Source organism: Streptomyces sp. NPDC002838 (genome assembly GCF_040295365.1).
Classification (GTDB): domain Bacteria; phylum Actinomycetota; class Actinomycetes; order Streptomycetales; family Streptomycetaceae; genus Streptomyces.
On the sequence record NZ_JBEOVF010000001.1, the window covers coordinates 516676 to 543661 of the forward strand.

The 26986-nt window shown below is 71.6% G+C and carries 18 protein-coding genes and 2 pseudogenes; 12 read left to right on the plus strand and 8 right to left on the minus strand.

Annotation, left to right across the window (positions count from 1 at the left end; genetic code table 11):
• Positions 1 to 116 precede the first annotated feature (116 nt).
• Positions 117 to 1277, plus strand: coding sequence for an alkaline phosphatase PhoX (locus tag ABT063_RS02435; RefSeq protein ID WP_351055183.1), 1161 nt, complete (start codon positions 117 to 119; stop codon positions 1275 to 1277).
• 96 nt (positions 1278 to 1373) lie between these two features.
• On the plus strand, positions 1374 to 2360 hold the full coding sequence (locus tag ABT063_RS02440; RefSeq protein WP_351055184.1) for an ArsR/SmtB family transcription factor: 987 nt from the start codon (positions 1374 to 1376) through the stop codon (positions 2358 to 2360).
• A 92-nt stretch (positions 2361 to 2452) separates the two neighbouring features.
• Here the strand turns inward: ABT063_RS02440 and ABT063_RS02445 are convergent, their stop codons facing one another.
• Complete coding sequence (locus tag ABT063_RS02445; RefSeq protein ID WP_351055185.1) at positions 2453 to 3631, minus strand: L-dopachrome tautomerase-related protein; 1179 nt, start codon at positions 3629 to 3631, stop codon at positions 2453 to 2455.
• Between the two features lie 239 nt (positions 3632 to 3870).
• Here ABT063_RS02445 and ABT063_RS02450 point away from each other — a divergent pair, with 239 nt between their 5' ends.
• From ABT063_RS02450 to ABT063_RS02465, 4 genes are all read left to right on the plus strand, one after another.
• Positions 3871 to 4203: a MazG-like family protein gene (locus ABT063_RS02450; RefSeq protein ID WP_351055186.1), complete on the plus strand. Its 333-nt coding sequence runs from the start codon at positions 3871 to 3873 to the stop codon at positions 4201 to 4203.
• A gap of 1 nt (position 4204) precedes the next feature.
• Positions 4205 to 4696 carry an NUDIX hydrolase gene (locus ABT063_RS02455; RefSeq protein WP_351055187.1) on the plus strand — a complete coding sequence of 164 codons (492 nt, stop codon included), beginning with the start codon at positions 4205 to 4207 and terminating at the stop codon, positions 4694 to 4696.
• A gap of 201 nt (positions 4697 to 4897) precedes the next feature.
• A complete protein-coding gene (locus ABT063_RS02460; RefSeq protein ID WP_351055188.1) occupies positions 4898 to 5329 on the plus strand; it encodes an excalibur calcium-binding domain-containing protein in 432 nt (143 codons plus the stop codon).
• Positions 5330 to 5397: 68 nt separating this feature from the next.
• Positions 5398 to 5814 carry a TIGR03668 family PPOX class F420-dependent oxidoreductase gene (locus tag ABT063_RS02465; protein WP_351055189.1) on the plus strand — a complete coding sequence of 139 codons (417 nt, stop codon included), beginning with the start codon at positions 5398 to 5400 and terminating at the stop codon, positions 5812 to 5814.
• Positions 5815 to 6260: 446 nt separating this feature from the next.
• Here the strand turns inward: ABT063_RS02465 and ppdK are convergent, their stop codons facing one another.
• Together ppdK and ABT063_RS02475 are read right to left on the minus strand one after the other, a co-directional pair.
• Complete coding sequence (gene ppdK, locus ABT063_RS02470; protein ID WP_351055190.1) at positions 6261 to 9008, minus strand: pyruvate, phosphate dikinase; 2748 nt, start codon at positions 9006 to 9008, stop codon at positions 6261 to 6263.
• 419 nt (positions 9009 to 9427) lie between these two features.
• Positions 9428 to 10630, minus strand: coding sequence for an ROK family protein (locus ABT063_RS02475; protein WP_351055191.1), 1203 nt, complete (start codon positions 10628 to 10630; stop codon positions 9428 to 9430).
• Positions 10631 to 10749: 119 nt separating this feature from the next.
• Between ABT063_RS02475 and ABT063_RS02480 the strand changes: the two genes are divergently transcribed.
• From ABT063_RS02480 to ABT063_RS02490, 3 genes are all read left to right on the plus strand, one after another.
• Positions 10750 to 12378, plus strand: coding sequence for an MGH1-like glycoside hydrolase domain-containing protein (locus ABT063_RS02480; RefSeq protein ID WP_502990733.1), 1629 nt, complete (start codon positions 10750 to 10752; stop codon positions 12376 to 12378).
• The gene (locus ABT063_RS02485) at positions 12375 to 14312 is read left to right on the plus strand and encodes an amylo-alpha-1,6-glucosidase (protein ID WP_351055192.1); all 1938 of its coding nucleotides are present in this window, start codon (positions 12375 to 12377) and stop codon (positions 14310 to 14312) included. The genes ABT063_RS02480 and ABT063_RS02485 overlap by 4 nt, the downstream gene beginning before the upstream one ends.
• A 609-nt stretch (positions 14313 to 14921) precedes the next feature.
• Positions 14922 to 16967: a CDP-alcohol phosphatidyltransferase gene (locus tag ABT063_RS02490; RefSeq protein WP_351055244.1), complete on the plus strand. Its 2046-nt coding sequence runs from the start codon at positions 14922 to 14924 to the stop codon at positions 16965 to 16967.
• On the opposite strand, the gene dusB is transcribed toward ABT063_RS02490, so the two are convergent.
• Positions 16968 to 18101 (minus strand): tRNA dihydrouridine synthase DusB, encoded by a 1134-nt coding sequence (gene dusB / locus ABT063_RS02495; protein ID WP_351055193.1) that lies wholly within the window; start codon positions 18099 to 18101, stop codon positions 16968 to 16970.
• Between the two features lie 130 nt (positions 18102 to 18231).
• On the opposite strand from dusB, the pseudogene ABT063_RS02500 reads away from it, so the two are divergent.
• Positions 18232 to 18409: pseudogene (locus ABT063_RS02500) on the plus strand (MFS transporter); the annotation flags it as partial.
• 5 nt (positions 18410 to 18414) lie between these two features.
• Here the strand turns inward: ABT063_RS02500 and ABT063_RS02505 are convergent.
• From ABT063_RS02505 to ABT063_RS02520, 4 genes and pseudogenes are all read right to left on the minus strand, one after another.
• Positions 18415 to 19329, minus strand: a pseudogene (locus tag ABT063_RS02505) (RNA polymerase sigma-70 factor); the annotation flags it as partial.
• Positions 19326 to 20249, minus strand: a complete 924-nt coding sequence (locus tag ABT063_RS02510) for an NAD-dependent epimerase/dehydratase family protein (protein WP_351055245.1) — start codon at positions 20247 to 20249, stop codon at positions 19326 to 19328. The pseudogene ABT063_RS02505 and the gene ABT063_RS02510, both read right to left, overlap by 4 nt.
• Positions 20250 to 20340: 91 nt before the next feature.
• Entirely contained in the window at positions 20341 to 24714 is a 4374-nt protein-coding gene (locus tag ABT063_RS02515) for a cation-translocating P-type ATPase (RefSeq protein ID WP_351055195.1), read from the minus strand.
• Between the two features lie 9 nt (positions 24715 to 24723).
• Entirely contained in the window at positions 24724 to 25212 is a 489-nt protein-coding gene (locus tag ABT063_RS02520; protein ID WP_351055196.1) for a hypothetical protein, read from the minus strand.
• 328 nt (positions 25213 to 25540) lie between these two features.
• Between ABT063_RS02520 and ABT063_RS02525 the strand changes: the two genes are divergently transcribed.
• Positions 25541 to 25747 (plus strand): hypothetical protein, encoded by a 207-nt coding sequence (locus tag ABT063_RS02525; protein ID WP_351055197.1) that lies wholly within the window; start codon positions 25541 to 25543, stop codon positions 25745 to 25747.
• Positions 25748 to 25833: 86 nt separating this feature from the next.
• Entirely contained in the window at positions 25834 to 26982 is a 1149-nt protein-coding gene (locus ABT063_RS02530; protein WP_351055198.1) for a serine hydrolase domain-containing protein, read from the plus strand.
• The last annotated feature ends 4 nt before the right edge of the window (positions 26983 to 26986 follow it).

Sequence of the window (26986 nt, forward strand, 5' to 3'; positions counted from 1 at the left end):
CCGTCAACCCCGCGTCCCCGAAGGGGATGACCCAGCGCCCCTAGGGTCCCTGACCGCACCCCCCAACCCCGTCGCCGACCGGCGGCGGGGCGGTCACGGCAACTCTTGGAGCAAGAGTGGAACGTCGTACCCTCCTGCGTGCGGCCGTCCTCGGCGGCTCAACAGCCGTCCTCGGCGGAACCCTGTGGCGCGGCGCCGCGTACGCCGCACCGGCCCAGCCCGGTGCGAGCCCGTACGGGCCGCTCGGCGCACCCGACGCCAACGGCATCCGACTCCCCAGCGGTTTCACCAGCCGCGTGATCGCCCGTTCCGGCCAGCGGGTCTCCGGCACGTCGTACACCTGGCACAACGCCCCCGACGGCGGCGCGTGCTACACCGACGGCACCGGCTGGATCTACGTGTCGAACTCGGAGATCAACCCGAGCGGCGGCGCGAGCGCCGTGAAGTTCTCGTCGACGGGCGCGATCACGTCGGCGTACCGCGTCCTGTCCAACACCCGGCAGAACTGCGCGGGCGGCAAGACCCCGTGGAACACCTGGCTGTCCTGCGAGGAGGTGTCCCTCGGCTACGTCTACGAGACGGACCCGTGGGGCGTGAACGCGGCCGTGCGCCGGGACGCGATGGGCCGCTTCAAGCACGAGGCGGCAGCCGCGGACCCGGTGCGGAAGGTGATCTACCTGACCGAGGACGAGTCGAACGGCCGCTTCTACCGCTTCGTACCGACGACCTGGGGCAACCTGTCCTCCGGCACCCTTCAGGTCATGGTCGCGGGCTCCGCCGCATCCGGCTCCTTCACCTGGGCGAACGTGCCCGACCCGGACGGCTCCCCCACCACCACGCGCACCCAGGTCTCCGGCTCGAAGTCCTTCAACGGCGGGGAGGGCTGCCACTACGCCGATGACACGGTCTGGTTCACCACGAAGGGCGACAACCGCGTCTGGCAGCTCAACCTGACCAACAACACCTACGAGTTGGCCTACGACGACTCCCTCGTCACCTCCGGCACGGCCCCCCTCACCGGCGTCGACAACATCACCGGCTCCTCCTCCGGCGACCTCTTCGTGGCGGAGGACGGCGGCAACATGGAGATCTGCGTGATCACCCCGGCCGACGTGATCGCCCCCTTCCTCCGCGTCGACAACCAGTCGGGCTCGGAGATCACGGGCCCGGCGTTCTCCCCGGACGGCACGCGGCTGTACTTCTCGAGCCAGCGGGGGACGAGCGGGAGTTCGTCGGGTGGCATCACCTATGAGGTGAAGGGGCCGTTCCGGTCGTAGCCGTGAGGCCGGGACCGTCTTCCGGACGGTCCCGGCTTCTGGGAGGGTCCAAGGGTGGCTTTCAGGATCCATTTCACGAGAGACGATCTTCTTCGGGTGACCCTGGCACAGCAGCCCGAGCCGCTGCACGAGACGATCGCGAGCCTGCGTGTCCTCCAGCAACGGCGGCCGGGCGTCGGCTTGGGGCCGTGGCGCCGCTGGGCGCAGGCCCGTGTCCCCCGCTCCGCGGGCCTCCTGCGGGAGCTGGTGCGACCGCACGGAGCCGCCCCCGATTTCCTGGCCCCGCTCAGCACGGACTTCGAGGCGGGTCTGGACACGCTGCTGCACACGCCGAGGTCGTTTCTGCGCACCGACCTGGAAGCCGTCACCCGCTTCAACGGCAGGCCGCTGCCCGCCTGGACGGACGCGCTGGCCGACGGCTGCCCCCGAGTCCTGCGGACCGTGGGCGACGCCATGCGCGACTGGCACCGGGCGGCTGTCGCGCCGCTACGGCAGCATCTCCACGCCGGCTTCGCGGCGACCCGCTCCTCCGCCACACGCCACCTGCTGACGGGGGGACTGGACGCCATGCTGTCCCACCTGCATCCCACCATCTCGTGGTGGCCCCCGGTCCTGGAACTCACCTGTCCTGACCACGACCTGGACATTCCACTCCGGGGCCGCGGTGTCCGCCTGGTCCCCTCCTTCTTCTGCGGCCGAGAACCCATGATCCAGCCGGTTCCCGGCCTTCCCCTTGTCGTGGTCTACCCCGTCACCCACGACACCGTCTGGAGCCCCGAACCCGGCCCCGAACCCCGCCTCGAACCCGAGACCCGCCGCCGCAGCCTGGCCGCACTCCTGGGGAACAGCCGGGCCACCGTGCTGTACGCCGTCGCCGCCGGGCACAGCACCACCACCGACCTCGCCGGACGCACCGGCGTCTCACCGGCCACCGTCTCGCACCACACCACGGTGCTGCGCGAAGCGGGCCTGATCATCACCCACCGCACCGGCAACAGCGCCCACCACCTGCTCACCCCGTTGGGGTCCCGGTTCCTGGACGGGGACCCGCCGCCGGACCAGGGCCTGCCCGGCGGACCATGAATGCACGTGCGCGGGGGCACCCCCGTGTCCCCCGCGCACGTGCGCCTATGTGGCACCGCTGCTTTGCCGCGACCTGATCCGCCGGACAGGCCCTACCGGAGTCGCACCGGGCCCGCGTCGATCGGAAGGCGGACCAGCAGGTAGGGCCTGCGGCGCAGGTCGCGCCCCTCGTGGAAGTCTCCGTGGCGGTTGAGCTGGTTGACGGTGGCGTACAGGTGGCGGTCCGAGGCGACGCAGAGGGTGTCGGCCCAGACCAGGTCGGGCCCGTGGGCGAGGGTGTCGTACGTGCCGTCCGGGTTCCTGCGCCAGATTGCGTTGTGTTCCAGGGCGCCGCCGTAGACGCGTCCCTTGTCGTCGCTTTCCAGGCCGTCGGCCATCGGCTGGTACCCCAGGTCCTCGACCGTCCGGGCCACCTCGGCGTCGGAGGCGTCGGGGTCGGCGAGGGCGTCGACCGACACGCTGTGCAGGCGGCGGCCGGACAGCGGGCAGTAGTAGAGACGCTCGCCGTCCGCGCCGATGGCGATGCCGTCGGAGCCGACCTCGTAGTACGCGGGCTCACCGTCCGGTGGGCGGACCATGAGCGGTTCGCCCTCGATGACGGGGAGGAACTTCTTGTCGGGAAGCACCGAGGGGTGGTTCGCCAGCCGTCGCCAGGAGCGGCCCGTGGCCAGGTCGACGACGATGATGCCGTTCGGGGCGTCCGAGTCGGTGATGAACGCCATGCCCTCCGCCCCGCGCCGCAGGTCGAAGCGCACGTCGTTGGGGAAGCTGCCGGGCAGCACCACCTCCGGAGGGAAGAGGATCTTCCGGATGATCCGGTCGGTGCGCAGGTCTACCGCCACGAGCTTGGGGCCGCCGTAGGAGGACGGCACGGACAACGGGCGGCCCGTGTCGAGGATCCACAGCCGGTCGGCGGGGTCGACGACGACGCTCTGCACCGACTGGAAGTGTCCCGCCGGATCGGACGCGTCCTCACGGTTGACCTCGGCGTCGGGGTACGCGACAGGCCTGCCGCCCCGTAATTCGGCGACGGTGAAGGGGACGTCGTCGCCCCAGCGGGGGAAGTTGACGAAGGTACGGCCCCGGCGGGAGACCGTGACGCCGGTGGGTATCGCGCCCCAGAAGCGGGCGACGACCTCGTAGCCCTTGCCGTGTGCCGCCGCCCCGCCCGCCGGAGGTGGGGCGGCGGCGTATGCGTGCCCGCCGATCCGGGTGGCGGCCAGGGAGGTGGTGACCGCGGTGATGAACGTACGTCGCTGGAGTCGCCTCATGCGCCCTGATGGTTCCAAGGCGCACGGCGTCGGACCAATGTCCTTCGACGTCGCTCGAACAGCGCTGGTGGTGAGGATGCCTCATGACCGAACCTCGTGCAGCGGAGGGTCCAGCAGACGGATCGTCACCGGCAGGCCGTCCATCTCGTGACCGCACCAGTGACCATCCGCACGAGCGCCCGTTCCTCCGGGTGGGCGACTTCGCCCTTCCCCGCCCACTCGACGGAAGGAACACCCTCGTGGACACGACCGCGTGGAAGACCACGGCCGAACTCGCCGCCTTCTTCGACCAGGCCACTGCGGATCTGCCCGCCGCACAACAGCGCCTGCTCCAAGTGCTCAAGATCGGGGAGGAGTTCGGCGAGGCCGCCCAGGCCTTCATCGGGGCGACGGGCACGAACCCGCGGAAGGGAACGAGCCACACCTGGGACGATGTGACGGCCGAGGTCTGCGACGTGATCGTCACCTCGATGGTGACGCTGCACCGACTCGGCGTTCCTGACCCCGCGGCCGTGTTCATCGAGCACCTGAAGCAGGCCGCGGCCCGCACCTTCGCCGCCCGGGAGGCCTGAGGTGGAGCGAGTACTGCCCCGCGAGGAGTGGGTCAAGACCCTTCCGCAGGCCATCGTCGGGTCCTGCGTGTTGCTGCTCGACGACGAGGACCGGATTCTGCTGCTCCGCTACGCCGAGGGCCAGCCGAGCGCCGGAACCTGGGGGCTGCCCGGCGGAATGCTCGACCACGGCGAAGACCCGCTCAGCGCCGCGCAACGCGAACTGCGCGAGGAGACCGGGATCGTCCTCGACCACCCTCCTCGCTTCCTCGGCTACGACCACCGTGCCGACGTGAAGGGAACGGGCCCGGTGATCGACTTCTTCTTCTACGGCGGCACCCTCGCAGCCGGTCAGCGCATCAGTCGCAGCCCGGAACACGACAAGGACGGCCTCTTCACCCTGAACGAGCTGCACACCGCGCCCCTCACGTCCCACCCACCGACACTCACCGCCCTGCACACCGCCGCCCGCTCCGGAACCGTCGTATGCCTGCGCGAAGGACAGCCCCGGTGACTGCGGCGACGCGGCACGCGGGCCGACGCCCTGCACGTACGGAGAGCCACCGTCCGGTCACGTCACGTTCGCATCACGGGTCCGCCAATCCGCAGCAGCACCGAAAGCCCCTCAGTACGTTCATCACCTCAAATCCGGCCGATCGCCTCATCGTGATCACGGTTACGGATCTGCATATGAACCGACTCTGGGGGGCTCTCCGTGCACCTGTTCCGCAAATCCGCCGCCGCGGCCGTCGCCGCGCTCGCACTGGCCGGCCTGCCGGCCACCGCCGAGGCCCATGACGGCACTCACCCGTTCGAGAACTGCACCGAGGCGTACGAGAACGGGTACTCCAACATCGCCGAGGGCGACGAGCACTACGGTGACCACCTCGACCGCGACGGGGACGGCGTGGGCTGCGACAACCCGCCCGCCGGCTTCGTTCCGGCCGAGGACGAGGACGGCAGCGCCGGAAGCGGCGAGGCCACGGAATCCGAAGCCTCCGGAGCTTCCGGCCGGCAGGACGACACCGACCTGGCCGCGACAGGAGGCGACGACACCACGCCGTACCTGGCGGCCGGCGGCACGGCCGTACTGCTCGCCGGCGGCGGTCTGCTCCTGGCCGCACGTAGACGTCGCACGTCCCGCTGACGACGGATCGCCCGGCGCCCTCACCACGGGGAACCGGGCGTCCTCAGCCCCTCACTACGGTGGGACGCATGAGGCTCTCGCCCTTCGCCGCCCAGCAACGTTTCGCCGCAACGCCCGTCGCCAGGCTGGCGACAGCCGACGCCCACGGGGTGCCCCACGCGGTGCCCGTCACTTTCGTCGTCCAGGACGACGTCCTGTACTTCGCGGTCGACCACAAGCCCAAGAGCACGTGGGACCTGCGCCGGTTGCGCAACATCCGGGAGAACCCCGCGGTGACGGTGCTGGTGGACCACTACGCCGAGGACTGGTCCACGCTGTGGTGGGCCCGCGCCGACGGTCGCGGGGAGGTGCTGGAGGACGGACGGGAACGACACCGCGCGGTGGAGTTGCTGTGCGGCAAGTACGCGCAGTACAAGGGCTCCCCTCCCGAGGGTCCCGTGGTCGCCGTTCGGGTCGAGCGGTGGAGCGGCTGGGCCTTCACGTAGCGCCGCACCCGAGCCGGCAGGCACCGCAGAGACACTGAGCGCACACGTCGCCGAGGCCGATAAGGACGCCCCGCGTATCGCCGGTCTACGCTGGCCCTCGTGATCGCCAAGCTGCAGTGTGTGGTGCTGGACTGTGCTGATGTCCTTGAACTCGCCCGGATCCCGCTCGGCCGCAGCAGTTTCATCTCGACCTTGGGGTCGCGGATCTCAGGCAATCCCGGGAAGAGGTTCTCCAGCTCCCCTTCTGTCTGGTCCGCGACTGACAGGGCGCGGCCTGGTGCAGGCTCGTCGGCGGCGACCATTCCGGGCCTGGGCCCCGCAAAAGCAAGAGGGCGGCACCCCCGCACAAGGGTGCCGCCCTCTCTTCGTGATCCGGAATCGCCGCCCCGTCGGTGAGGGTCGGGGACAAAGGCGGCGTCTCCGGCGTTCAGTGGAGGCTGTCAGGCCTACCGGTGGTCACTCCCCGTCGACTGCGAGGCCGCCCGCCCCGCCTCCAGTCGCGCCACCGGAATCCGGAACGGCGAGCAGGAGACGTAGTCCAGTCCCACCTCGTGGAAGAAGTGGACCGACTCCGGGTCGCCGCCGTGTTCGCCGCAGACCCCGAGTTTCAGGTCGGGGCGGGTGGCGCGGCCGGCTTCGGCGGCGAGCTTCACCAGGGAGCCCACGCCGTCCTTGTCGATCGTCTCGAACGGGGAGACGCCGAAGATGCCCTTCTCCAGGTAGGCCGTGAAGAACGAGGCCTCCACGTCGTCCCGGCTGAAGCCCCACACCGTCTGCGTCAGGTCGTTCGTGCCGAAGCTGAAGAACTCCGCCGCCTCCGCGATCTGGCCCGCCGTCAGTGCGGCCCGCGGCAGTTCGATCATCGTGCCGATCGCCAGCTTCAGTGCCGTGCCCGTCGCCGCCTCGACCTCCGCGACGACCTGGTCGGCCTCCTCGCGGACGATCTCCAGCTCCTGGACCGTGCCGACCAGCGGGATCATGATCTCGGCGCGCGGGTCGCCCTTGGCGTTCTTGCGCTCGGCCGCGGCCTCGGCGATCGCCCGTACCTGCATCGTGAACAGGCCGGGGATGACCAGGCCGAGGCGTACGCCGCGCAGACCCAGCATCGGGTTCTGCTCGTGCAGGCGGTGCACCGCCTGCAGGAGACGGAGTTCGTTCTCGTGCGGCTCCTGGCGGGACTCCGCCAGGGCGACCCGGACCGAGAGCTCTGTGATGTCGGGCAGGAACTCGTGCAGCGGCGGGTCGAGGAGACGGATCGTCACCGGCAGGCCGTCCATCGCCGAGAACAGCTCCACGAAGTCCTGCTTCTGGAGCGGGAGCAGCTCCTTCAGCGACTCCTCGCGCTCGGCCTCCGTGTCGGCCAGGATGAGGCGCTCGACCAGCTCACGACGGTCACCGAGGAACATGTGCTCCGTGCGGCACAGTCCGATGCCCTGCGCGCCGAAACGACGGGCGCGCAGCGCGTCCTCGGCGTTGTCCGCGTTGGCGCGCACCCGCAGGCGACGCTTGCGGTCGGCGAACGCCATGATCCGGTGTACGGCCTCGACCAGTTCGTCGGCGTCCTGGGCGCCCGCGTGCATCCGGCCCTCGAAGTACTCCACGACCGGGGACGGGACCACGGGCACCTCACCGAGGTACACCTTGCCGCTCGACCCGTCGATGGAGATCAGGTCGCCCTCCTCCACCACATGCCCGCCCGGCACCGTCATCCGGCGCCGCTTGGTGTCGACCTCGAGCTCCTCGGCACCGCACACACAGGTCTTGCCCATGCCGCGCGCCACCACGGCGGCGTGCGAGGTCTTGCCACCCCGGCTCGTCAGGATGCCCTCCGCCGCGATCATGCCGTCCAGGTCGTCCGGGTTCGTCTCGCGGCGGACCAGGATCACCTTCTCGCCCGAACGCGACCACTTCACCGCCGTGTACGAGTCGAAGACCGCCTTGCCGACCGCCGCACCCGGCGACGCCGCGATGCCCCGGCCGACCGTCTGGACCTTCGTGTCCTCGTCGAAGCGCGGGAACATCAGCTGGGCCAGCTGAGCGCCCGACACCCGCTGGAGGGCCTCGGCCTCGTCGATGAGCCCCTGGTCGACCAGCTGCGTCGCGATGCGGAAGGCCGCCCCTGCCGTCCGCTTGCCGACGCGCGTCTGGAGCATCCACAGCTGCCCGCGCTCGATCGTGAACTCGATGTCGCAGAGGTCCTTGTAGTGGTTCTCCAGGGTCTCCATGATCTGCATCAGCTGGTCGTACGACTTCTTGTCGATCGTCTCCAGCTCCGCCAGCGGGACGGTGTTGCGGATGCCCGCGACCACGTCCTCGCCCTGGGCGTTCTGCAGGTAGTCGCCGTACACGCCCTGGTGGCCGGAGGCGGGGTCACGCGTGAACGCGACACCCGTGCCCGAGTCCGGACCCAGGTTGCCGAACACCATCGAGCAGACGTTGACCGCCGTGCCGAGGTCGTGCGGGATGCGCTCCTGGCGGCGGTAGAGCTTGGCCCGGTCGCCGTTCCAGGAGTCGAAGACCGCCTTGATGGCGAGGTCCATCTGCTCGCGCGGGTCCTGCGGGAAGTCCCGGCCGGCCTCGCTCTTGACGATCTTCTTGAAGCGGGTGACCAGCTTCTTCAGATCCGCGGCCTCCAGCTCGGTGTCGACCGTGACCTTCTTGGCGTCCTTGGCCTTCTCCAGGGCGTCCTCGAAGAGGTCGCCGTCGACGCCGAGGACCGTCCTGCCGAACATCTGGATGAGGCGCCGGTAGGAGTCCCAGGCGAAGCGCTCGTCGCCGGCCTGCTTGGCCAGGCCCTGGACCGACTTGTCCGACAGACCGATGTTCAGGACGGTGTCCATCATGCCCGGCATGGAGAACTTCGCGCCGGAGCGGACCGAGACCAGCAGCGGGTCGTCGGGCTGGCCGAGCTTCTTGCCCATGCGCTGCTCCAGGGCGTCGAGGTGCGCACTCACCTCGTCACGCAGTGCCGCCGGCTCGTCGCCACTGTCCAGGTAGACCTTGCAGGCCTCGGTGGTGATCGTGAAGCCCGGAGGCACCGGAAGGCCCAGGTTGGTCATCTCGGCGAGGTTCGCGCCCTTGCCACCGAGGAGGTCCTTGAGGTCCTTGTTGCCCTCGGTGAAGTCGTAAACGAACTTCACGCCCTCAACGCTCGCCGCCTGCTCAGCTACGTGGGGATCTTTGTTTTCCGACACGGGTCTCGACTCCTCGAGGACGCGGTGGCTGCCCTGACGGCGAGGAACATACCCAGATCGAAGGCACCTGGGTACGTCCACTTGCGCGTCATACGCCTGTAACCACTCGTCCGCCAGCGGATCGAAAGTCAAGGCTCGGCAAGCAATCAACCGCTTATGTTTTCACTTCCTGAACGAATCAACCCCCGTAGACACTCTATTTCGCTCAGATGAGCGGGTCCGGGTACGTTTGATTTCGCTCGATGAACGATCAAAGCATGGCACTGAGTGCCACCCTTTGGAGAAGTGCATTCGCTCAAGATCCGCTCATCTGAGCGCAACCCTTATCAAGGGTGGCGAGAATCACGCTGCCACAGGCGCCGGGATTTCACCATGCGGACGGTCGGCCGGAACGGAAACACCGACGACACGGAAAGGGCTCACACGCCCAGCGCCAGCAACCGCTCCTCCACCCGATCCGGCGCGTACAGGTACTCCACGACCAACGCCCCGGCCCCCACCAGCCCGGCCCGCTCCCCGAGCCGCGACGTGACGACGTCCAGGTGAGCGGTGGAACGCGGCAGCGCCCGCTGGTACAGCAGCTCCCGTACGCCCGTCAGGAAGGGGGTTCCGGCCAAATCCCCCGCGATCATCAGAACACCGGGGTTCAGCAGCGTGACGACCGTCGCCAGGACGTCCCCGACCAGCCGCCCCGCCTCACGCGCCAACGCCGCCGCCCCCGGATGCCCGGACGCGAGCAGGTCCCGCACATCCGATCCGGACGCCGCCGGCACCCCGGTCTCCGCCAGCTTCCGGGCCACGGCGCCCCCGCTCGCGACGGCGGCCAGACAGCCGTACGAACCGCATCGGCACAGCGCCTCGGCGCCCTCCGGGACCCGGATGTGGCCGAGGTCGCCGGCGCCGCCGTCGATGCCCCGGTAGATCGAGCCGTGCACCACGACCCCCGCGCCGATCCCCGTCGACACCTTGACCAGCACGAACGCCGAGCAGTCGGCATACGCCGTGCGCTGTTCGCCGTACGCCATGAGGTTGGCGTCGTTGTCGACGAGGACCGGCACCGCGCCCGCGCCCGTGTGCTCGGTGAAGGCCCTGGCCAGGCGGCCCCGTATGTCGTAGCCGTCCCAGCCGGGCATGATCGGCGGCTGGACGACCCGGCCGGTGTCGTTGTCGACGGGGCCGGGCACCGCGAGGCCGATGCCGCAGACCTCGTCCGCGCGGTGGCCCGCCTTCTCCAGGAGTTCGGCGAACCAGTGGCCGAGTTCGCCGAGTACGGCGTCGGGGCCGTCCTCGATCACCAGCGTGCCGCCGTGCTCGGCCAGGATCTCGCCGGTCAGGGACAGGACGGCCGCGCGGGCGTGCCGGGTGTCGAGGTCGGCGGCGAGAACGACGGCGTGGGCGTCGTCGAACTCGAGGGTGATGGAGGGGCGGCCACCGAGGGGCGAGTCGACCGGGCCGCCGGCGCCCTCGCGCAGCCAGCCGGCGCGGAAGAGGCGGTCCAGGCGTTGGCCGACGGTGGCGCGGGACAGTCCGGTGACCTGTTGCAGGGCGCCACGGGTCGTGGCACGGCCACTGCGCACCAGTTCCAGCAGATCTCCGGCCCGAGCCTGACCCCGTCCCGTCATGCACACCCCCTTGTGTTTCTCAAGCTTGCATTACATATTGAGTTTTGCGTGTTAAATAGACGTAACTCTACGATAGCCACTGCCGAACTGGTCGGCCGGACGTCTTCGGGGAGCCCTGAGTGGATCGCGCAACGCAGCTCGCCGCCCGCGACAGCGGGCACTTGGATCCCGTACGCACCATTTCCTCACCACCCTCTTCCGGCCATGGTGAGGTAACGGGCTCCGCGGGCATTGCATACGATCCAGCCGCCCCGACACATTCGCTGCACGTGAGGGCGGCGCAGGTGCTGGAGGGCAACTGGAGGGGCGCCTCCACGGTCCCCTCGCGGGGCCTGTATCCGCACCAGTGGTCCTGGGACTCGGCGTTCATCGCGATCGGCCTGCGCCACCTGTCGCCGTTACGGGCACAGACGGAGCTGGAGACGCTGCTGGACGCCCAGTGGGGCGACGGGCGGATCCCGCACATCGTCTTCAACCCCTCCGTCCCCCTCGACGCGTACTTCCCGAGCCCCGACTTCTGGCGCTCCTCGACCGCGGGGCGCGCTGCGGGCGCCCCGCGCACCGTACAGACCTCCGGGATCGTGCAGCCACCGGTGCACGCGCTGGCGGCCTGGCTGGTGCACCGCGCCGATCCGGGGCTGTCGCGGGCGCGCGGCTTCCTCGCCCGGGTGTATCCGCGGCTGGCGGCCTGGCACCGGTATCTGCTGCACCGGCGGGACCTGGGCGGGGGCGGCCTCGCGTCCGTCGTGCATCCCTGGGAACAGGGTATGGACAACAGTCCCTGCTGGGACGCCCCGCTGAGCCGGATCACGCCCGCCCCTGCCCGCTCCTTCCGGCGCGCCGACCTCGACCACGGGGCGGCGGAGGACCGGCCGACGGATCTGGACTACGGGCGGTATGTGCGGCTGGCGACGGACTACCGGGACGGCGGGTATGCCGACGGGGCAGACCAAGGGGCGTCCCGCAGGGCCTCGGTTGAGGGTGGTGGTGGGAGGCGGGCGGGCGAGTTCGCGGTGGAGGACCCCGCCTTCAATGCCCTGCTCATCGCGTCCGAGCTCGCGCTGGCCCGGATCGCGCAGGAGCTGGGAGCGACCGGTACGGCCCGGCAGGCGCGCGCGGAGCGGCTGACGGCGGCGCTGATCGAGCGGTTGTGGGATCCGGCGGAGGGGATGTTCTTCTGCCGGGACGTGCGGGGCGGGGTGCGGGCCGAGGGGCAGGCCGAGGCGCGGGCCGAGGGGCCGCGTGGGGAGCTGATTCCCGAGCGCGGTGTCTCCGGTCTCGTGCCGCTCCTTCTGCCCGGCCTCCCGCGCGAGGTCGCCGCCGCGCTCGTCCGTACGGCGTGCGGCCCGCACTTCGGGCTGGGGACCACGACCCGCCTCGTCCCGTCGTACGACCTCCTCGGCGAGGCCTTCGACCCGCACCGCTACTGGCGGGGACCGGCCTGGTTCAACACGAGCTGGCTGCTGGAACGCGGACTCAGGGTGCAGGGCGAGCGGGAACGCGCCGACGCGCTGCGGGATGCGGTGCTCACCGTCGCCGACTCGTCCGGATTCGCGGAGTACGTCGACCCGTACACCGGCGAGGCCTGCGGGGCGGCCGACTTCAGCTGGACCGCCGCGCTGGCGCTCGACCTGCTGCACAGCGACACATCAGGCACGGAAGTCACGAAAGTCACAGAAGTCACAGAAGTCACCGCAGTCAAGGAAGTCACGAACGTCTCGGCGATCAAGGGAGGGGACCGGGGATGACGGACCGGCATCATCTGCTCGTGTACGGCGGGACGTTCGCCGCCGTGGGCGACGGCGGGGACATCAGCGGCGTACGGGGCGGCACTTCCCCGGACGGGTTATTCGTACGTGACGCCCGGCACCTGAGCCGGTGGCAGCTCACCGTCGACGGCGCCGTGCCCGAGGCGCTGTCGCCGGTCGCCGACGGGGACACCGCGCGTTGCGTGCTCGTGCCGCGCGGCGGCCGCACCGAGCCGCCCGCGTACACGCTCTTCCGTGAACAGGCCGTCGGCGACGGCTCGTTCGTCGAGTCGCTGCGCGTGACCAGCAACCGTCCGGTGCCGACCGCGGTCCGCCTCGCGGTCACCGCCGACGCCGACTTCACCGACCAGTTCGAGCTGCGCTCCGACCACCGCACGTACGCGAAAATAGGAGCCACTCGCTCCCGCCAGGTCCTCGACGACGGTGTGGAGTTCACGTACCAGCGCGGCGAGTGGCGCTCTTGTACGACCGTAAAGGCCGACCCCGCTCCCGACGGTGTGGAGGAGACCGGTACCGGTGCGCGTCGCCTCGTCTGGACGCTGGAACTGGAGCCGCACGGGACGGCGGAGCTGACGTTGCGGGTGATGGCGCGCCCGCACGGCGACAAGCGGGCCCTGCGGGTGCCCCGCTCCCCCGCCGCCGTCAACGAGCAGCTCCTTTCCCTGGAGGGCGAGTTCGTGGAGGGCGTGGCCTTCCCGACCGGCTGGCCGGAGCTGGCCGCGGCCTGTGCGCGCGGCCTCGCCGACCTGGCCTCGCTCCAGGTGCCGGCGACCGGGCCGGACGGCGAGGAACTACGGGTACCGGCCGCCGGGGCACCGTGGTTCCTGACCCTGCTGGGCCGGGACGCCCTGCTCACCTCGCTGTTCGCGCTCCCCTACCGGCCGCGGCTGGCCGCCGCCACGCTCCCCGCGCTCGCCGCGACGCAGGCGACGGAGACCGGCGTCGACGCGGTCGCCCAGCCGGGCAAGATCGTGCACGAGGTACGGCACGGTGAACTGGCGCACTTCGGGCAGGTGCCGTACGGGCGGTATTACGGCTCGGTGGACGCGACGCCGCTGTTCCTGGTCCTGCTCGGGGCATACGTGGAGCACACCGGGGACGCCGACCTGGCCCGCCGCCTGGAACCGCACGCCCGCGCGGCGATCGGCTGGATGCTGGACCACGGCGGGCTGACCTCGCGCGGCTACCTGGTCTACCGCGCCGACCAGGGCGGCCTCGCCAACCAGAACTGGAAGGACTCCCCCGGCGCCATCTGCTCGGCCGACGGCACACGCCCGACCGGGCCGGTGATGGCGGCGGGGGCGCAGGGGTACGCGTACGACGCGCTGCGCCGCACGGCATGGTTGGCGCGCACGGCGTGGGACGACCAGACGTACGCGGCCCTGCTGGAACAGGCGGCCGGCGATCTGCGCGACCGCTTCCAGCGGGACTTCTGGATGCCGGAGCACTCCTTCCCCGCGCTCGCGCTGGACGGGGAGGGCCGCCAGGTGGACGCGCTGGCCTCCGACGCCGGGCATCTGCTGTGGTCGGGGCTGCTGGACAAGGAGTACGGCGAGTCGGTCGGCCGGCGGTTGCTGGAACCGGACTTCTTCTCCGGGTGGGGCGTCCGCACGCTGGCGTCCGGGCAACCGGCGTACCACCCCCTGTCGTACCACCGCGGTTCGGTGTGGCCGCACGACAACGCGCTGATCACGCTGGGGCTGGCCCGTTACGGCCTGCACGACGAGGCCCGTTCGGTCGCACACGCGCTGGTCGACGCGGCGACGGCGACCGGCCATCGGCTGCCGGAGGTCCTCGCGGGGTACGGCCGGGACAGCCACGCGGAGCCGGTGCCGTACCCGCACGCGTGCGTACGGGAGTCCCGCTCGGCGTCGGCTCCGTTGGCGCTGCTGACGGCGGTCGGGGGTGCGTAGCGGGGTGATCGGCGAGGCGTTTGCCGGGTGTTTGCCGAGGAGTGGGCAAAGGGGCTGAACACCGGACCGAGGCGAACCGTACGGGACTATGGCGGATCCGATTCCCCCCACGTCGGATCCGCCGCTCCACCGGGCTTCGTACGGAAGGACCTTCGGGTGCCTGTCTTCACGCGCTTCCATCGGCCGACGGACACGACCGACGACACTACGTCTGTCACAACGCCGACCGAGGAGCCAACAGAGGTGCCGACCGAAGCCGTACCGGAGGAAAGGGCCGAACGGGGGGTGCCTGCCGAGGGAACCGAGCCGGGGGCGTCCGCCGGGCAAACCGAGCCCGAGGCCCCCGACAGGCAAACCGAGCCCGAAGCTCCCGCCGGACAAACCGAACCGGGCACGCCCACCGGGGAAGGCAAGCCCGAGGCCCCCGCCGGGCAAGCAGGGCCGGAGGCCCGCGCCGAGGAGCAGGCTGGGTCACCGGCGCCGGCCGAGGATCCGGCGGGGCCCGAAGCACCGGCCGCCGAAACGGCTGTCCCCGAGCCACTGGACGGTGACCTGGCCAAGCCGCAGCCGTTTGCTGAGGGAACGGCCGAGCCGGAGGCACCCGCCACGATCAGCCCTCAGTCCCAGACATCGGCCGACGACCGGGATGAGCCGGCATCGCCGACCGCTGACGCGGCCGCGCCGAAAGCCTCCACCGAAACCGAAACCGAAACCGAGACCAGGCCGGAGACTCCGGCGGCCGAGCCTCAGACACCGGCCGAGGACACGGCCGGGCCCGGGACTCCCGCCGGACACCAGGCCGATCCCAAACCCCCCGCCCGCCCAGAGGCCCCCGCCGAAGACCAGGCCCAACCGGAGCCGTCCGCCCCGGCAGATGCGGCGGCCCAACCATCCGCAACCGCCCAACCACCCGCACCCGCACCCGCACCCGCACCCGCACCCGCCGAAGACAACGCCCCCTCTCACTCCACCCCCACCAGATCCCGCCTCGCCCACTGGCGCTCCTGGCGGAGCCGGTACCCCGTTGCCGCCCGCGCCCTCTACTGGACGACCACCGCCGTGGCCGTCGTCCTCGTCTTCGGGGCGTTGTTGCTGCCGAACACCCTTGTCGCGCTGCAGTCCAACCGGTTCACGCGGTTGCCGGCGGAGGCGATCGTGGGGGCTGCCGTGCTGCTCGCGTTGCCGCGGCGGGCGCGGCTCGCGGTGGCGGCGTTGTTCGGGGTGGTGCTCGGGGCGTTGACCGTGGTGAACGTGCTCGACATGGGGTTCACCGAGTATCTCGGCCGGGGCTTCAATCTTGTCCTCGACTGGGGGTTGTTGGACGACGCCCAGTCGTATGTCGAGGATTCCATGGGCCGGGCGATGGCCGTCGGCGCCACCATCGGCGCGGGCCTCCTCATCGTCCTGCTGCTCGGCGTCATGGCTCTGGCGACCGTCCGGCTCAGCAATCTGCTCGTTCGCAACACCCAGGCCTCCACCCGCGCCACCCTCATCGCCGGCACCGTCTGGATCACCTGCTCCACCCTCGGCCTGCAGTTCAACGGCATGCCGATCGCCTCCAACCGCGCCGCCGGCGCGCTGGAGGCCCAGGCCCGGCGGGTGAAGGACACCCTCCGGGACGAGGCCGCCTTCGCGAAGGAGGCCAAGGCCGACACCTTCGGGAACACCCCCGCCGACCAGCTCGTGCCCGACCTGCGCGGCAAGGACGTGCTCTTCACCTTCATCGAGAGCTACGGCCGCAGCGCGATCGAGGACCCGGACATCGCACCCGGCGTCAACCAGACCCTCGACACGAGCAACGAGGCCCTGGAGAAGGCCGGTTTCCACGCCAAGAGCGGCTGGCTGACGTCGGCGACGTTCGGCGGCAGCAGCTGGCTCGGCCACTCCACCACCATGTCCGGCCTGTGGATCGACAACCAGCAGCGCTACCGCACGGTCACGGCCGGCGACCACCTCACCCTCACCAAGGCCTTCCAGAAGACCGGCGCCTGGGACACGGTCGGCGTCATGCCGGGTGTGCAGAAGGGCTGGCCGGAGGTGAAGTGGTACGGCCTCGACAAGCTCTACGACGCCTTCGACCTGGGCTACCGGGGGCCGAAGTTCAGCTGGTCGACCATGCCGGACCAGTACGCGCTGGAGGCCTTCCAGCGCCAGGTGCACGGCAAGAAGCGCGACAAGCCCCTGATGGCGGAGGTCATCCTGACGTCCAGTCACCAGCCCTGGGCACCGATCCCGAAGATGGTCGGCTGGGACCAGCTCGGCGACGGCTCGATCTTCGGCCCCATCGCGAAGGCCGGCCTCAACTCCTCGGAGGTCCTCACCGACTCCGACCTCTCCAAGCAGGAGTACGGCAAGTCCATCAGCTACTCCGTCACCAGCCTCACCCAGTGGATGGAGCGCTACGGCACCGACGACACCGTCCTCGTCTTCCTCGGCGACCACCAGCCCATCACCCGGGTCAGCGGCAACAACGCCAGCCGTGACGTGCCCGTCTCGATCGTCGCCAAGGACCCCAAGATCCTCGACAAGGTCGCGAGCTGGAACTGGACGGACGGCATCAAGCCCGCCACCGACGCCCCGGTGTGGAAGATGAGTTCGTTCCGCGACCGGTTCCTGACGGCGTACGGATCCACTCCGCACCCCACCAAGGACTGATCAGCCCCCGGACGTGTCCAGCTCCGCGTCCTCGCCCACGCCCACGCAGTCGTACGGGTCCTTCAGCCAGCCGTCCGGCAGCACCACCCGGTTGTTGCCGGACGTACGGCCGCGGGGCCCGTCGGCGCCGGCGGGCCAGGGCTGGTCGAGGTCCAACTCGTCCAGGCCGGCGCGGAGTTCCTCCAGGGACGACGTGATCGCCAGCCGCTTGCGCATCTCCGAGCCGACCGCGAAGCCCTTCAGGTACCAGGCCACGTGCTTGCGGAAGTCGATGACCCCGCGCGACTCGTCGCCGATCCACTCGCCGAGCAGGGTGGCGTGACGGACCATGACATCGGCGACCTCGCGCAACGACGGCTCACGGAAGTCCTGGTGGCGCCCTTCGAACGCCGCCACGAGATCCGCGAACAGCCACGGCCGTCCCAGGCACCCGCGCCCGACGACCACCCCGTCGCACCCGGTCTCCCGCACCATCCGCAGCGCGTCCTGAGCCGACCAGATGTCCCCGTTGCCGAGCACCGGGATCTCCGGCACGTGCTCCTTCAGCCGGGCGATGGCGTCCCAGTCGGCCGTGCCGCCGTAGTGCTGGGCGGCGGTGCGGCCGTGCAGGGCGACGGCCGTCACGCCCTCCTCGACGGCGATCCGCCCGGCGTCCAGGTACGTGATGTGGTCGTCGTCGATGCCCTTGCGCATCTTCATCGTGACCGGCAGGTCCCCGGCCCCGCTGACCGCCTCCCGCAGGATCGCCCGCAGCAGGTTCCGCTTGTACGGCAGCGCGGAGCCGCCGCCCTTCCGCGTCACCTTCGGGACCGGGCAGCCGAAGTTCAGGTCGATGTGGTCGGCCAGGTCCTCCTCCGCGATCATGCGGACGGCTTTGCCGACGGTCGCCGGGTCGACGCCGTACAGCTGGATCGAGCGCGGCTTCTCGGTCGCGTCGAAATGGATCAGCTGCATGGTCTTCTCGTTGCGCTCGACCAGCGCCCGGGTGGTGATCATCTCGCTCACGAACAGGCCCTTGCCCCCGCTGAACTCCCTGCACAGGGTGCGGAAGGGCGCGTTGGTGATCCCGGCCATGGGGGCCAGGACGACGGGCGGCTGGACGGGGTGCGGACCGATCTGCAGGGGCGTGGACATTCCTCCATTGTGCCGCGTGATGAGTCCGCCGAAATCGTTAGTTAGCCGCACTATCAATATCGGCGTACGATGGTCCCCATGCCCGAGCTCAGCCCCGCCGACGCGTGCTGGTGCTCGCGATCTGCTGCATGACCGGATCGGCCGCAAGCGGGTCTTCATGGCGGGCCTGGTCGTCTTCACGATCGGCTCGGCGCTGTGCTCCGTCGCCGCGAACCTGGATGCGCTGGTCGCCTTCCGGATGGTGCAGGCGGTGGGCGGCTCGATGCTCAACCCGGTCGCCATGTCGATCACCACCAACACTCCGGTCGGTCCGTGGCCTGAGAGCCCGCTTCACCTCGCGGCTGAGCGCCCAGGCGTCCGCCACCGGACCCACGTGCCCGAGCTTGTCGGGGTTGCTCACCGAGCGGATCGTCTGGATCCGCCCGTCGAGTACGTCGAGTGTCAGGGTGTTGAGCACCTTGTTGTCCCGGTCACGGAGGATCGCGCCCGGCTGGCCGTTCACCTCGCGTGGCTCGAACTCCACTCCGACGCTGACGACCGAGGGGAAGACCGAGGCCAGCAGCCGGGCCACCTTCTCGGCGCCGATGATGTCCCTGGCCAGCTGCGGGACCTTGCCGCCGCCGTCCCCGACCAGCTGGACGTCGGCGGCGAGCAGTTCCCGCAGGCCCTCGACGTCGCCTTCCCGGAGCGCGTCGAAGAAGCGCGCCGCCAGTTCCTCCCGCTCCCGGCGGTCCGTCTCGAACCGAGGGCGCCCCGCGTCCATGTGGCGGCGCGCCCGTACCGCGAGCTGGCGGCACGCCGCCTCCGACCTGCCCACCGCCGAGGCGACCTCGGGGAAGCCGAACCCGAACACCTCGCGCAGCACGAAGACCGCCCGTTCGAGCGGGCTGAGGCGCTCGAGCAGCAACAGGGCCGCCATCGACAACGAGTCGGCGAGCTCCGCCGAGCGCTCCGGGTCCTCGTAGGGGTCGGTGAGCAGCGGCTCGGGGAGCCACTGGCCGACGTACTCCTCCCGCCGGACGCGGGCCGACCGCAGGACGTCGATCGAGATCCGGGTGACCACGGCCGAGAGGAACGCCTTGGTCGACGTGGGTTGTGTCGGGGAAGCCGCGTAGCGCAGCCAGGTCTCCTGGACCGCGTCCTCCGCCTCGCTCACGCTGCCGAGGATCCGGTAGGCGATCGCGAACAGCAGCGGCCGTAGCTCCTCGAAGTCCTCGGTGCGGGTCACGCGAGCTCCTCCTTGAAGCCCTGGCGCCACGAGGGATAACGCAGCTCCCAGCCGAGCTCCCGCCTGGCCCTGGCGTTGGAGAAGCCGCGGCCCTCGGTCATCAGGGTCACCGCGAACTCCCCGGCCAGCAGCTTGGCCAGCCACCTGGGAACCCGCATCGGCCGCTTCGCCCCCGCGCACGCGGCCAGATACGGCAGCCACTCGCGGACCTGGGCGGGCTCGTCGTCGACGATGTTGAACACACCCCTCGCCTGCTTCTCCACGACCAGTACGGTGGCGCTCGCCGCGTCGTCGAGGTGCACCCACGAGTTCCAGCCGGTGCCTTCCCCGACGAGCGGGAACTTCCGCTTGCGCACGAACCCGACCACGTCGTCACTGGCGCCCGGCCCGTAGAACCCTCCGTATCGCAGGACCGTGCCGCCGGCCTTGGGCACCACGTCCTGGATGTGCATGACACCCACGGAGAGCCTGCGCGCCATCGTCCCCGTGCCCGGGTCGATCGGGTCCTCCTCGGTCAGCAGCCCTACGCCGGGCGCGTAGCTCTGCGCGAAGCTCTGCACGACGACGTGGGGTACGCCGGTCGCCTGGGCGGCGGCCAGCAGGTGGTCCGTGCCCTCGATACGCAGCCGGTTGGTGGTGGCGAAGAACCGGTCCGGGTGCCGCATGTCGGGCTTGCCGGAGATCGCGGTCATCTCATGCACGATCGCGTCCGGCCGGGCGGCCGCCACCGCCTCACCGACCGACATCGCGTCCAGCCCGTCCATCACGACGGCCTCCGCGCCCAGCTGCTCCAGCAGGCCCGTCTTGGCCGCGCTCCTCGTCGTAGCCGTCACCTGGTGGCCTCTGGCCACGAGCTGCGGCACCAGCCGCCTCCCGACGGTCCCGGTCCCGCCTGCCACGAAAACCCGCACAACCCTCACCTCACTGATTCCGAAATTGCCTCTCATCCCAGAGACGAGACAGCACCGGCCTTCTGTGACATGGGGATGAGGAAGAGAACAGTCGAGAGAATCAAGCGGCCAAGGTCGGCCAGCGTTTGAGCACGGCCTCCTCCACGTAGGGCAGCGCCCGCTGCCCCGCCAGCGCCAGCGTGATCGCCGCCGCCACCCCCGCCCAGGCGATCGGGCCCAGCGGCGTGCAGCCGACCAGTTGGCTCGCGCCCGGTGTCTCCACCAGGGCGACCAGCGCGGCCGCCGAGCCCAGGGACGTGAAGCGGACCAGGGGGCTGTCGCGGCGGTCGGCCAGGGTCTGGGCGAGTTGGGTGCCCACCACCGCGCACAGGGCCATGGTCGTCGAGCGGCGGGCCGTGCCGGGTGTGAAGCGGCCGAACAGCCAGGCGGCGGTCGCGCCGAGGCACGTGGTCAGGGCGCGGTGCCGGATCTGGCGGATCAGGGGGGCGCCCAGGACGGACGTACCGAGAGGCTCGTCCGCCTCCGTGTGGGTGGATTCCGGTCCCTCCTCCTCGTGCTGTTCCGGCGTCACCGCCACCGCCATCGCCGGGAACAGGTCCGTGAACAGGTTCACCAGCAGCATCTGGCGGGTGGACAGCGGCGCGGAGCCCGACAGCAGGGTGCCGACGATGCCGAAGCTCACCTCGCCCGCGTTGCCGCCGATCAGGATGGCGATGGCGTCGGCGACGCTGTGCCACAGGGCGCGGCCTTCGTGGACCGCCTCGATGAGCACCGACAGGTCGTCGCCGGTGACGACGAGGTCGGCCGCGTTGCGCGCCGCGGCCGAGCCGCGGGCGCTGATGCCGACGCCGACGTCGGCGGCGCGGATGGCCGCGGCGTCGTTGGCGCCGTCGCCGACCATGCCGACCACCCGGCCGGCGTCCCTGAGGGACTCGACGACCTGGAGCTTCTGCTCGGGCGCGACCCGGGCCACGACGTCGGCGTCCCGCAGCATCCGGGCGCGGGCCGACCGGTCGGCGGCGGCGAGTTCGTCGCCGGTGACCACGCCGGCGTCCTCCGGCCAGCCCAGGTCGGCGGCGATGGCACGGGCGGTCTGCGGGTGGTCGCCGGTCAGCACGACCGGCCGTACGCCCGCCTCGCGCAGCCCGCGCACCAGTGCGGGGGACGTCTCGCGGGCCACGTCGGCCAGGGCCAGCAGTCCGGTGAACTCCAGCTCCCGCAAAGGCTCTTCGAGTACGTCCGTCGCCGCGTCGTCCTCCTTCAGCGGGCGCCTGGCCACGGCCAGGACACGGAGTCCGTCCCGGGCCAGCGACTGGGCGGCGTCGGAGATGTGGGGCGGGAGGTCGGCGCAGGTCGGCAGGACCGTCTCCGGGGCGCCCTTGACGACCAGGACCGGTGAGCCGTCCCCGGCCCGCCCGACGGCGGCGGCGTAGCCGCGGGCGGCCTCGAAGGGCAGACCCTCGGTCTGGATCCACTCCGGGTCGGGTCCGGCGGCGTCCAGGACGGCCTCGTCGGTGGCGTGGGCCGGGCGGCCGTCACCGTCGCCGTTCAGGCGGGGGCAGGCGCGGGCCGCGACCCGCAGCGGGCCGGCCGCGTCGGGCGTGTCGAGGGTGTGGACGGCGCCGTCGGCGTCGGCCACCCGCACCAGGCGCAGCCGGTTCTCGGTGAGGGTGCCGGTCTTGTCGAAGCAGATGGTGTCCATGCGGCCCAGCGCCTCCAGCGTGCGCGGGGTGCGCACGAGCAGGCCGCGGCTGCTGAGCCGGCGGGCAGCGGCCAGCTGCGCCACCGTGGCCACCAGCGGCAGCCCTTCGGGTACGGCGGCCACCGCGACCGCCACTCCGCCGCTCACCGCCTGCCGGATGGGCGTACCGCGCAGCAGCGACAGGCCGGTCACCGCGGCGCCGCCCGCCATGGTCAACGGCAGTGCTTCGCGGGTGAGTTCCTGGAGCCGGGCCTGCACTCCGGCGGCCGGCGGGACACGGGCGGCGAGGTGCACGGCCCGGGCGGCCTCGGTGCGGTCACCGGTGTCCACGACGACGGCCTGGGCTCGTCCGGCCACCACGGTCGTGCCCTCGAAGACCATGCAGTGCCGCTCGGCCACAGGGGCCCGCGGAGTCGAGTCCATGTCCTTGTCCACGGGCAGGGACTCGCCGGTCAGCGCCGACTCGTCCACCTCCAGGCCGTCCTCCCACAGCAGGCGGGCGTCCGCGGGTACGACGTCGTCGGCCTTGAGGTCGATGACGTCGCCGGGGCTGAGCTTGGCGGCGTCGACGACATGGGCTTCCTCGGGGGAGTCCGCGACCCTCGCCTTCTGCTTCTGCTGCGCGAACAGCCCGGACAGCGCGCGCTCGGCCCGCATCCGCTGAATGCCGCCGACCAGGGCGTTGAGGTCGAGGGCGCCGAGGACCAGCAGGGCGTCCACGACGGAGCCGAGGATCGCCGACGCGGCGGAACCGACCGCCAGGACCGGGGTGAGCGGATCGTGCAGCTCGCCCCGTACGGCCCGGCCGAGTTGCAGGGACGATCGCACCGGGGACAGCACGGGAAGCCGTACGACGGTGTGCGCGGCCTTGCGCACCCGGTCGGTCGCCTGCTCGAGGACGGTCGTCTCCGGGGGCGCCTGGTGCTCCAGCCGGTCGCGTACGTCCTCCGGGTCCAGCGCGTGCCAGGCCACCCGGGGCCGGGGGTGCGGGGCGCGGGCCGTCGCCACGCCGAGGGCGGCGCGCGTGCCGCTGATCAGGGCGACCGCCGCGCTCGCGTCGACGGGCGCGTGCCGCAGACCGGGCAGGGGCGTGGGGCGGCCCCGGCGGGACTCGCCGACGGCCACGAGCAGCCCGGACAGCGCGGCGCCGGACCGGGCCAGGGTCTGGGAGCGGTGGCCGACGGCACGGGCCGCCGGTACGGCGGTCAGCAGCCGCCATACGTCGGGCAGGCCGTGCTGCGCGAGGATGTCGGCGCCCCACACCACCTGGCCGTCTCCGTCGGTGAGGGCGACGGCCACGTCACCGCGCAGGAGCCCGGCGGTCACGTCCACGTCGTCGTTGGGGCGGGGTCGGGCGACGGTGACGACACCGCCGTCCTCCGCCCGCAGTTCGTCCACCACCTGACTCAGCGGCCGGTCGGCCCCGACGACTTGGTCGGCGAGTCCGGTGAAGTCGGCGAGTGCCGGGTCGTCCACGACCACGACCCGCAGTCCGGCGCGCCGGGCCGCGTCGAGGATGGCCTCGGCCCACGGGTCGGCGCCCGCGCCGGGTGTCCTGAGCGCACTGGGGTGAAGGACGACCGTGCCGGCCATCTCCAGCTGCCGCAGCCGGTCCGGGTCGCGCACCAGGACGCCCGTCCGGGACAGCGCGCCGCTCAGTACGGCGTGGAAGGCGGCGGGACCGTAGCGCGCGGCCTTGGGCGAGCCGGCGAGGACCGCCTCGGCCGCCTCGCGGACGTCGTGCTTGACGAGCAGGGTGGCGGCGGCGCCCAGCACGCTGCCGGCCGAGGCGTGGGCGGCGTACTCCTGGGCCGGGGAGGTCCTCAGCGGCGGGCGTACGGCGGGATCCGCGGGCACGCTGTCCCGGCCGGGCGCGCACAGCTGGTCGTGCACGGTCTCGAAGGTGGCCGTACGGACCATCGCCTCCGCGAGCTGGCAGGTGCGCAGGGCTCCGTCGAGGACGAGTGAGGTGGGGGTGTGGCCGGCGCCGTGGGCGGCGGCGTTGGCGATGGCGAGGGCCACGTCCATGCGGGAGTTGCCGAGCCGTCCGCGCAGCCAGGAGCGGAAGCGGGGGTTCTCGCGCAGCAGGGTCACGCCGGCGGTCACCAGGCGGGGCGAGGGCGGCAGCCGTAGCAAGGATCCGGTCAGCGCCGCGACGACCCCGACCGCGTCGGCGCCGAGCGTGGTGGCGGCGGCCCGCACGGAGGCCGGATCGCCGGGGTGGGCGAGCTCCTCCACGCTGTCCACGTCGGGCACGAGCCCATGCCGCTCGGCGAGCGCGGCGGCCCGCTCGACCACCCGATCGCTGACGGCTTCCTCGGTGGCCGCCACGACCAGCCGGGCCAGCCCCCGGTCCCAGTACGCGAACGCCACGTCGGGATGCTCTGCGAGGGCCTCGGCGACGCGCCGGGCGAGGTGTTCGGTACGACGGGCCGGGGGGACCGCTTGCTCAAGGGCGGTGGATTCGGCGGGCGGGGGTTCCGTGGCGGTCGGCTCGCGAGGTGGCCGCGGTTCCTCCGCTGTGGCCTCCCGCAGGGCAAGGTGGGCTCGGGTGCCGGAGCGCCAGTCGTGGGGGGCGCCCGGGAGGGCCGTGCGGGCCACTCGGGCCAGGCGCAGCGCGGAGTCCGCGGTCCGGACGCCGGCCCTGGCCGTGCCCGCCGCCGCTCCGGCCGCCGCGCCCACCGCGGGTGCCGCGCCGCGGGCGAGCAGTCGCGGGCCGGCCAGGACGACCCCGGCGGCCGCCGACCGAAGGGTGAGAAGTCCACCGCTCATCGTTCGCCCTCAGCCGTTCGTATGGGCGTGCGTGGGCAACTTGTCGGAGGGTGTGGCGGGTGGCGGCGCAGTACGCTCCGCCTCCTCCGCCCTCTCCGCGGACGACCTGCCGGAGGACGGGACGTGCGTCGGCATCACGCGCGGCGTGGGCAGCTCGCGGTCGGCGTCGCCCGATCCGCCGCTCCGTGCGGTACCCCCGATGGCCTTGACGTTCTGTTCCTCCGTCTTCTCCCCCCGCGGCTGCGTGAGCCACGCCACCGCCGCCCCCGTGATGGCGACCGGCCACTCCACGACGCCCGCGACGCCGAGCACCCCGGCGCCCGTGTACACCGCGAGCCGCCGCCCGCGCGGCGACACCGCTCCGATCCTGTCCAGCGTGCCCTCGGCCGCCCGGCCCACCAGCCCGGCGCCCGGCACGTTGCTCAGCACCGAGGTCGCCGCCCGCAGCGGCTGCGGAATCTTCTGTTCGGGCCTCTCCTCGACCTTCTGCTCAGCCATGGCCTTTCTCGACTCCCCTCGGACGGACCTCACCTTTCGGACCGCCCGAGTTCCCGCACTTCGGAGAGTCATCCCAGGTCCGGAGGAGTTCCCGGCGAGAAGTGGATCCTCAGCCCCGTTCCGCCCCCCAGGACGATCGGCTGAGAACCACCGAGAACCACCGAGAACCACCGAGAACCACCGAGAACTACTGAGAGCCACTGCGAGCTACTGAGAGATAGAGCACGGCTTGGCCAACTCGCTGTGAAGGATCCCCTGTTGATGTTGGTCTTGCTGCACACTCCGTGCTGCGTCGACCGACTCACAGGGCGCGGCCTCTGGAGGCAGCATGTTGGAGATCAACACGAGCAAGGTGAGCCGCTGGGACCAGCACGGGCGCGAACACGTCGTCCGTGTACAGCGCACGGGCGTCCAGCGCACGATCAGATGCGACACGTGCGGCTGGCAGAAGGGTGCGCAGTTCCTGCCCTGGCTGAAAGCTGAGGAGCACCTCGCCGAGGCGCACCAGGCGACGGTGGACCCGGCCGGGGCGTGAGCGGTCCGCCGGACCGATGACTTTCGGCCGCGGCAGGAGTCGTACCCCTACGACCGCTGGACCGCGACGCACCGGAAGGCCCACCGATGAGCGCACTGCACGACACCCTGCGACGGCATGTCGCCGACGGGACGGTTCCGGGAGCCGTCGGCCTCGTGGCCCGAGGCGACGACATCGAGGTGGTGACGGTCGGCTTCCAGGACGCCGACGGCACCGTGCCGATGGCCCGGGACTCGATCTTCCGTATCGCCTCGGTCACCAAGCCGATCACGGCGGCGGCGGTGCTGATGCTGGTGGAGGACGGGCGGATAGGGCTGGACGACCCGGTGGACGAGTGGCTGCCGGAGCTGTCGAAGCCGATGGTGGTGCGCACCCCGGTCGCCCCGGTCGACGACGTGGTCCCGGCGGACCGCCCGATCAGGGTCGAGGACCTGCTCAGCTCCCGGGCGGGCTGGGGCTTCCCGTCGGACTTCTCGCTGCCCGCGGTGCGGGCGCTGTTCGAGGTCCAGAAGGACGGCCGCGCCCCGCAGGCGTACCCGGACCCGGACACCTGGCTGGACGCCCTCGCCCGGGTCCCCCTCCTGAACCAGCCGGGCGAGGCCTGGCTGTACCAGACGTGCTCCGACCTGCAGGGCATCCTGGTCGCCCGGGCCTCGGGCCGGACGTTGCCGGAGTTCCTGGCGGAGCGGATCTTCGAGCCGCTGGGCATGACGGACACGGCGTTCGAGGTCCCGCCGGCCGCACACGACCGCTTCACGAGCCTCTACCGCCCGGCCGACCTGGGCGCCCTGGAACTGGCGGACCCCCCGCACGGCGCATGGGCCACTCTCCCGGCCTTCCCCTCGGGCGGCGGCGGCCTGGTCTCCACGGCCGACGACTGGCTGTCCTTCGCCCGCATGCTCCTGGCGGGCGGCACGGCCAACGGCCACCGTCTGCTCACCCCGACCTCGGTGAGCCGCATGACCAGCAACCACCTCACCGCCTGCCAGCGCGAGCTGGGCTTCCTCTTCCTGGAGGGCCAGGGCTGGGGCTACGGCGGCCAGGTCGACGTCACCCCGATCGATCCCTGGAACGTCCCCGGCCGCTACGGCTGGGTCGGCGGCACGGGCACGACGGCCCACATGGTCCCGGCCACGGACACGGTCACCATCCTCCTGACCCAGGTGGAGATGCAGAGCCCGACGCCGCCGAGCGTGATGCGGGACTTCTGGCGGTGTACGGCGGCGGGGGCTTAGGGCC

Excerpts from the sequence above, each read along its gene's own strand:
- ABT063_RS02445 (WP_351055185.1), bottom strand. The coding sequence starts at position 3,631 with ATGAGGCGACTCCAGCGACGTACGTTCATCACCGCGGTCACCACCTCC.
- ABT063_RS02465 (WP_351055189.1), top strand. The coding sequence starts at position 5,398 with ATGAGGCTCTCGCCCTTCGCCGCCCAGCAACGTTTCGCCGCAACGCCC.
- ABT063_RS02475 (WP_351055191.1), bottom strand. The coding sequence starts at position 10,630 with ATGACGGGACGGGGTCAGGCTCGGGCCGGAGATCTGCTGGAACTGGTG.
- ABT063_RS02485 (WP_351055192.1), top strand. The coding sequence starts at position 12,375 with ATGACGGACCGGCATCATCTGCTCGTGTACGGCGGGACGTTCGCCGCC.
- dusB (WP_351055193.1), bottom strand. The coding sequence starts at position 18,101 with ATGTCCACGCCCCTGCAGATCGGTCCGCACCCCGTCCAGCCGCCCGTC.
- ABT063_RS02515 (WP_351055195.1), bottom strand. The coding sequence starts at position 24,714 with ATGAGCGGTGGACTTCTCACCCTTCGGTCGGCGGCCGCCGGGGTCGTC.
- ABT063_RS02520 (WP_351055196.1), bottom strand. The coding sequence starts at position 25,212 with ATGGCTGAGCAGAAGGTCGAGGAGAGGCCCGAACAGAAGATTCCGCAG.
- ABT063_RS02525 (WP_351055197.1), top strand. The coding sequence starts at position 25,541 with ATGTTGGAGATCAACACGAGCAAGGTGAGCCGCTGGGACCAGCACGGG.
- ABT063_RS02530 (WP_351055198.1), top strand. The coding sequence starts at position 25,834 with ATGAGCGCACTGCACGACACCCTGCGACGGCATGTCGCCGACGGGACG.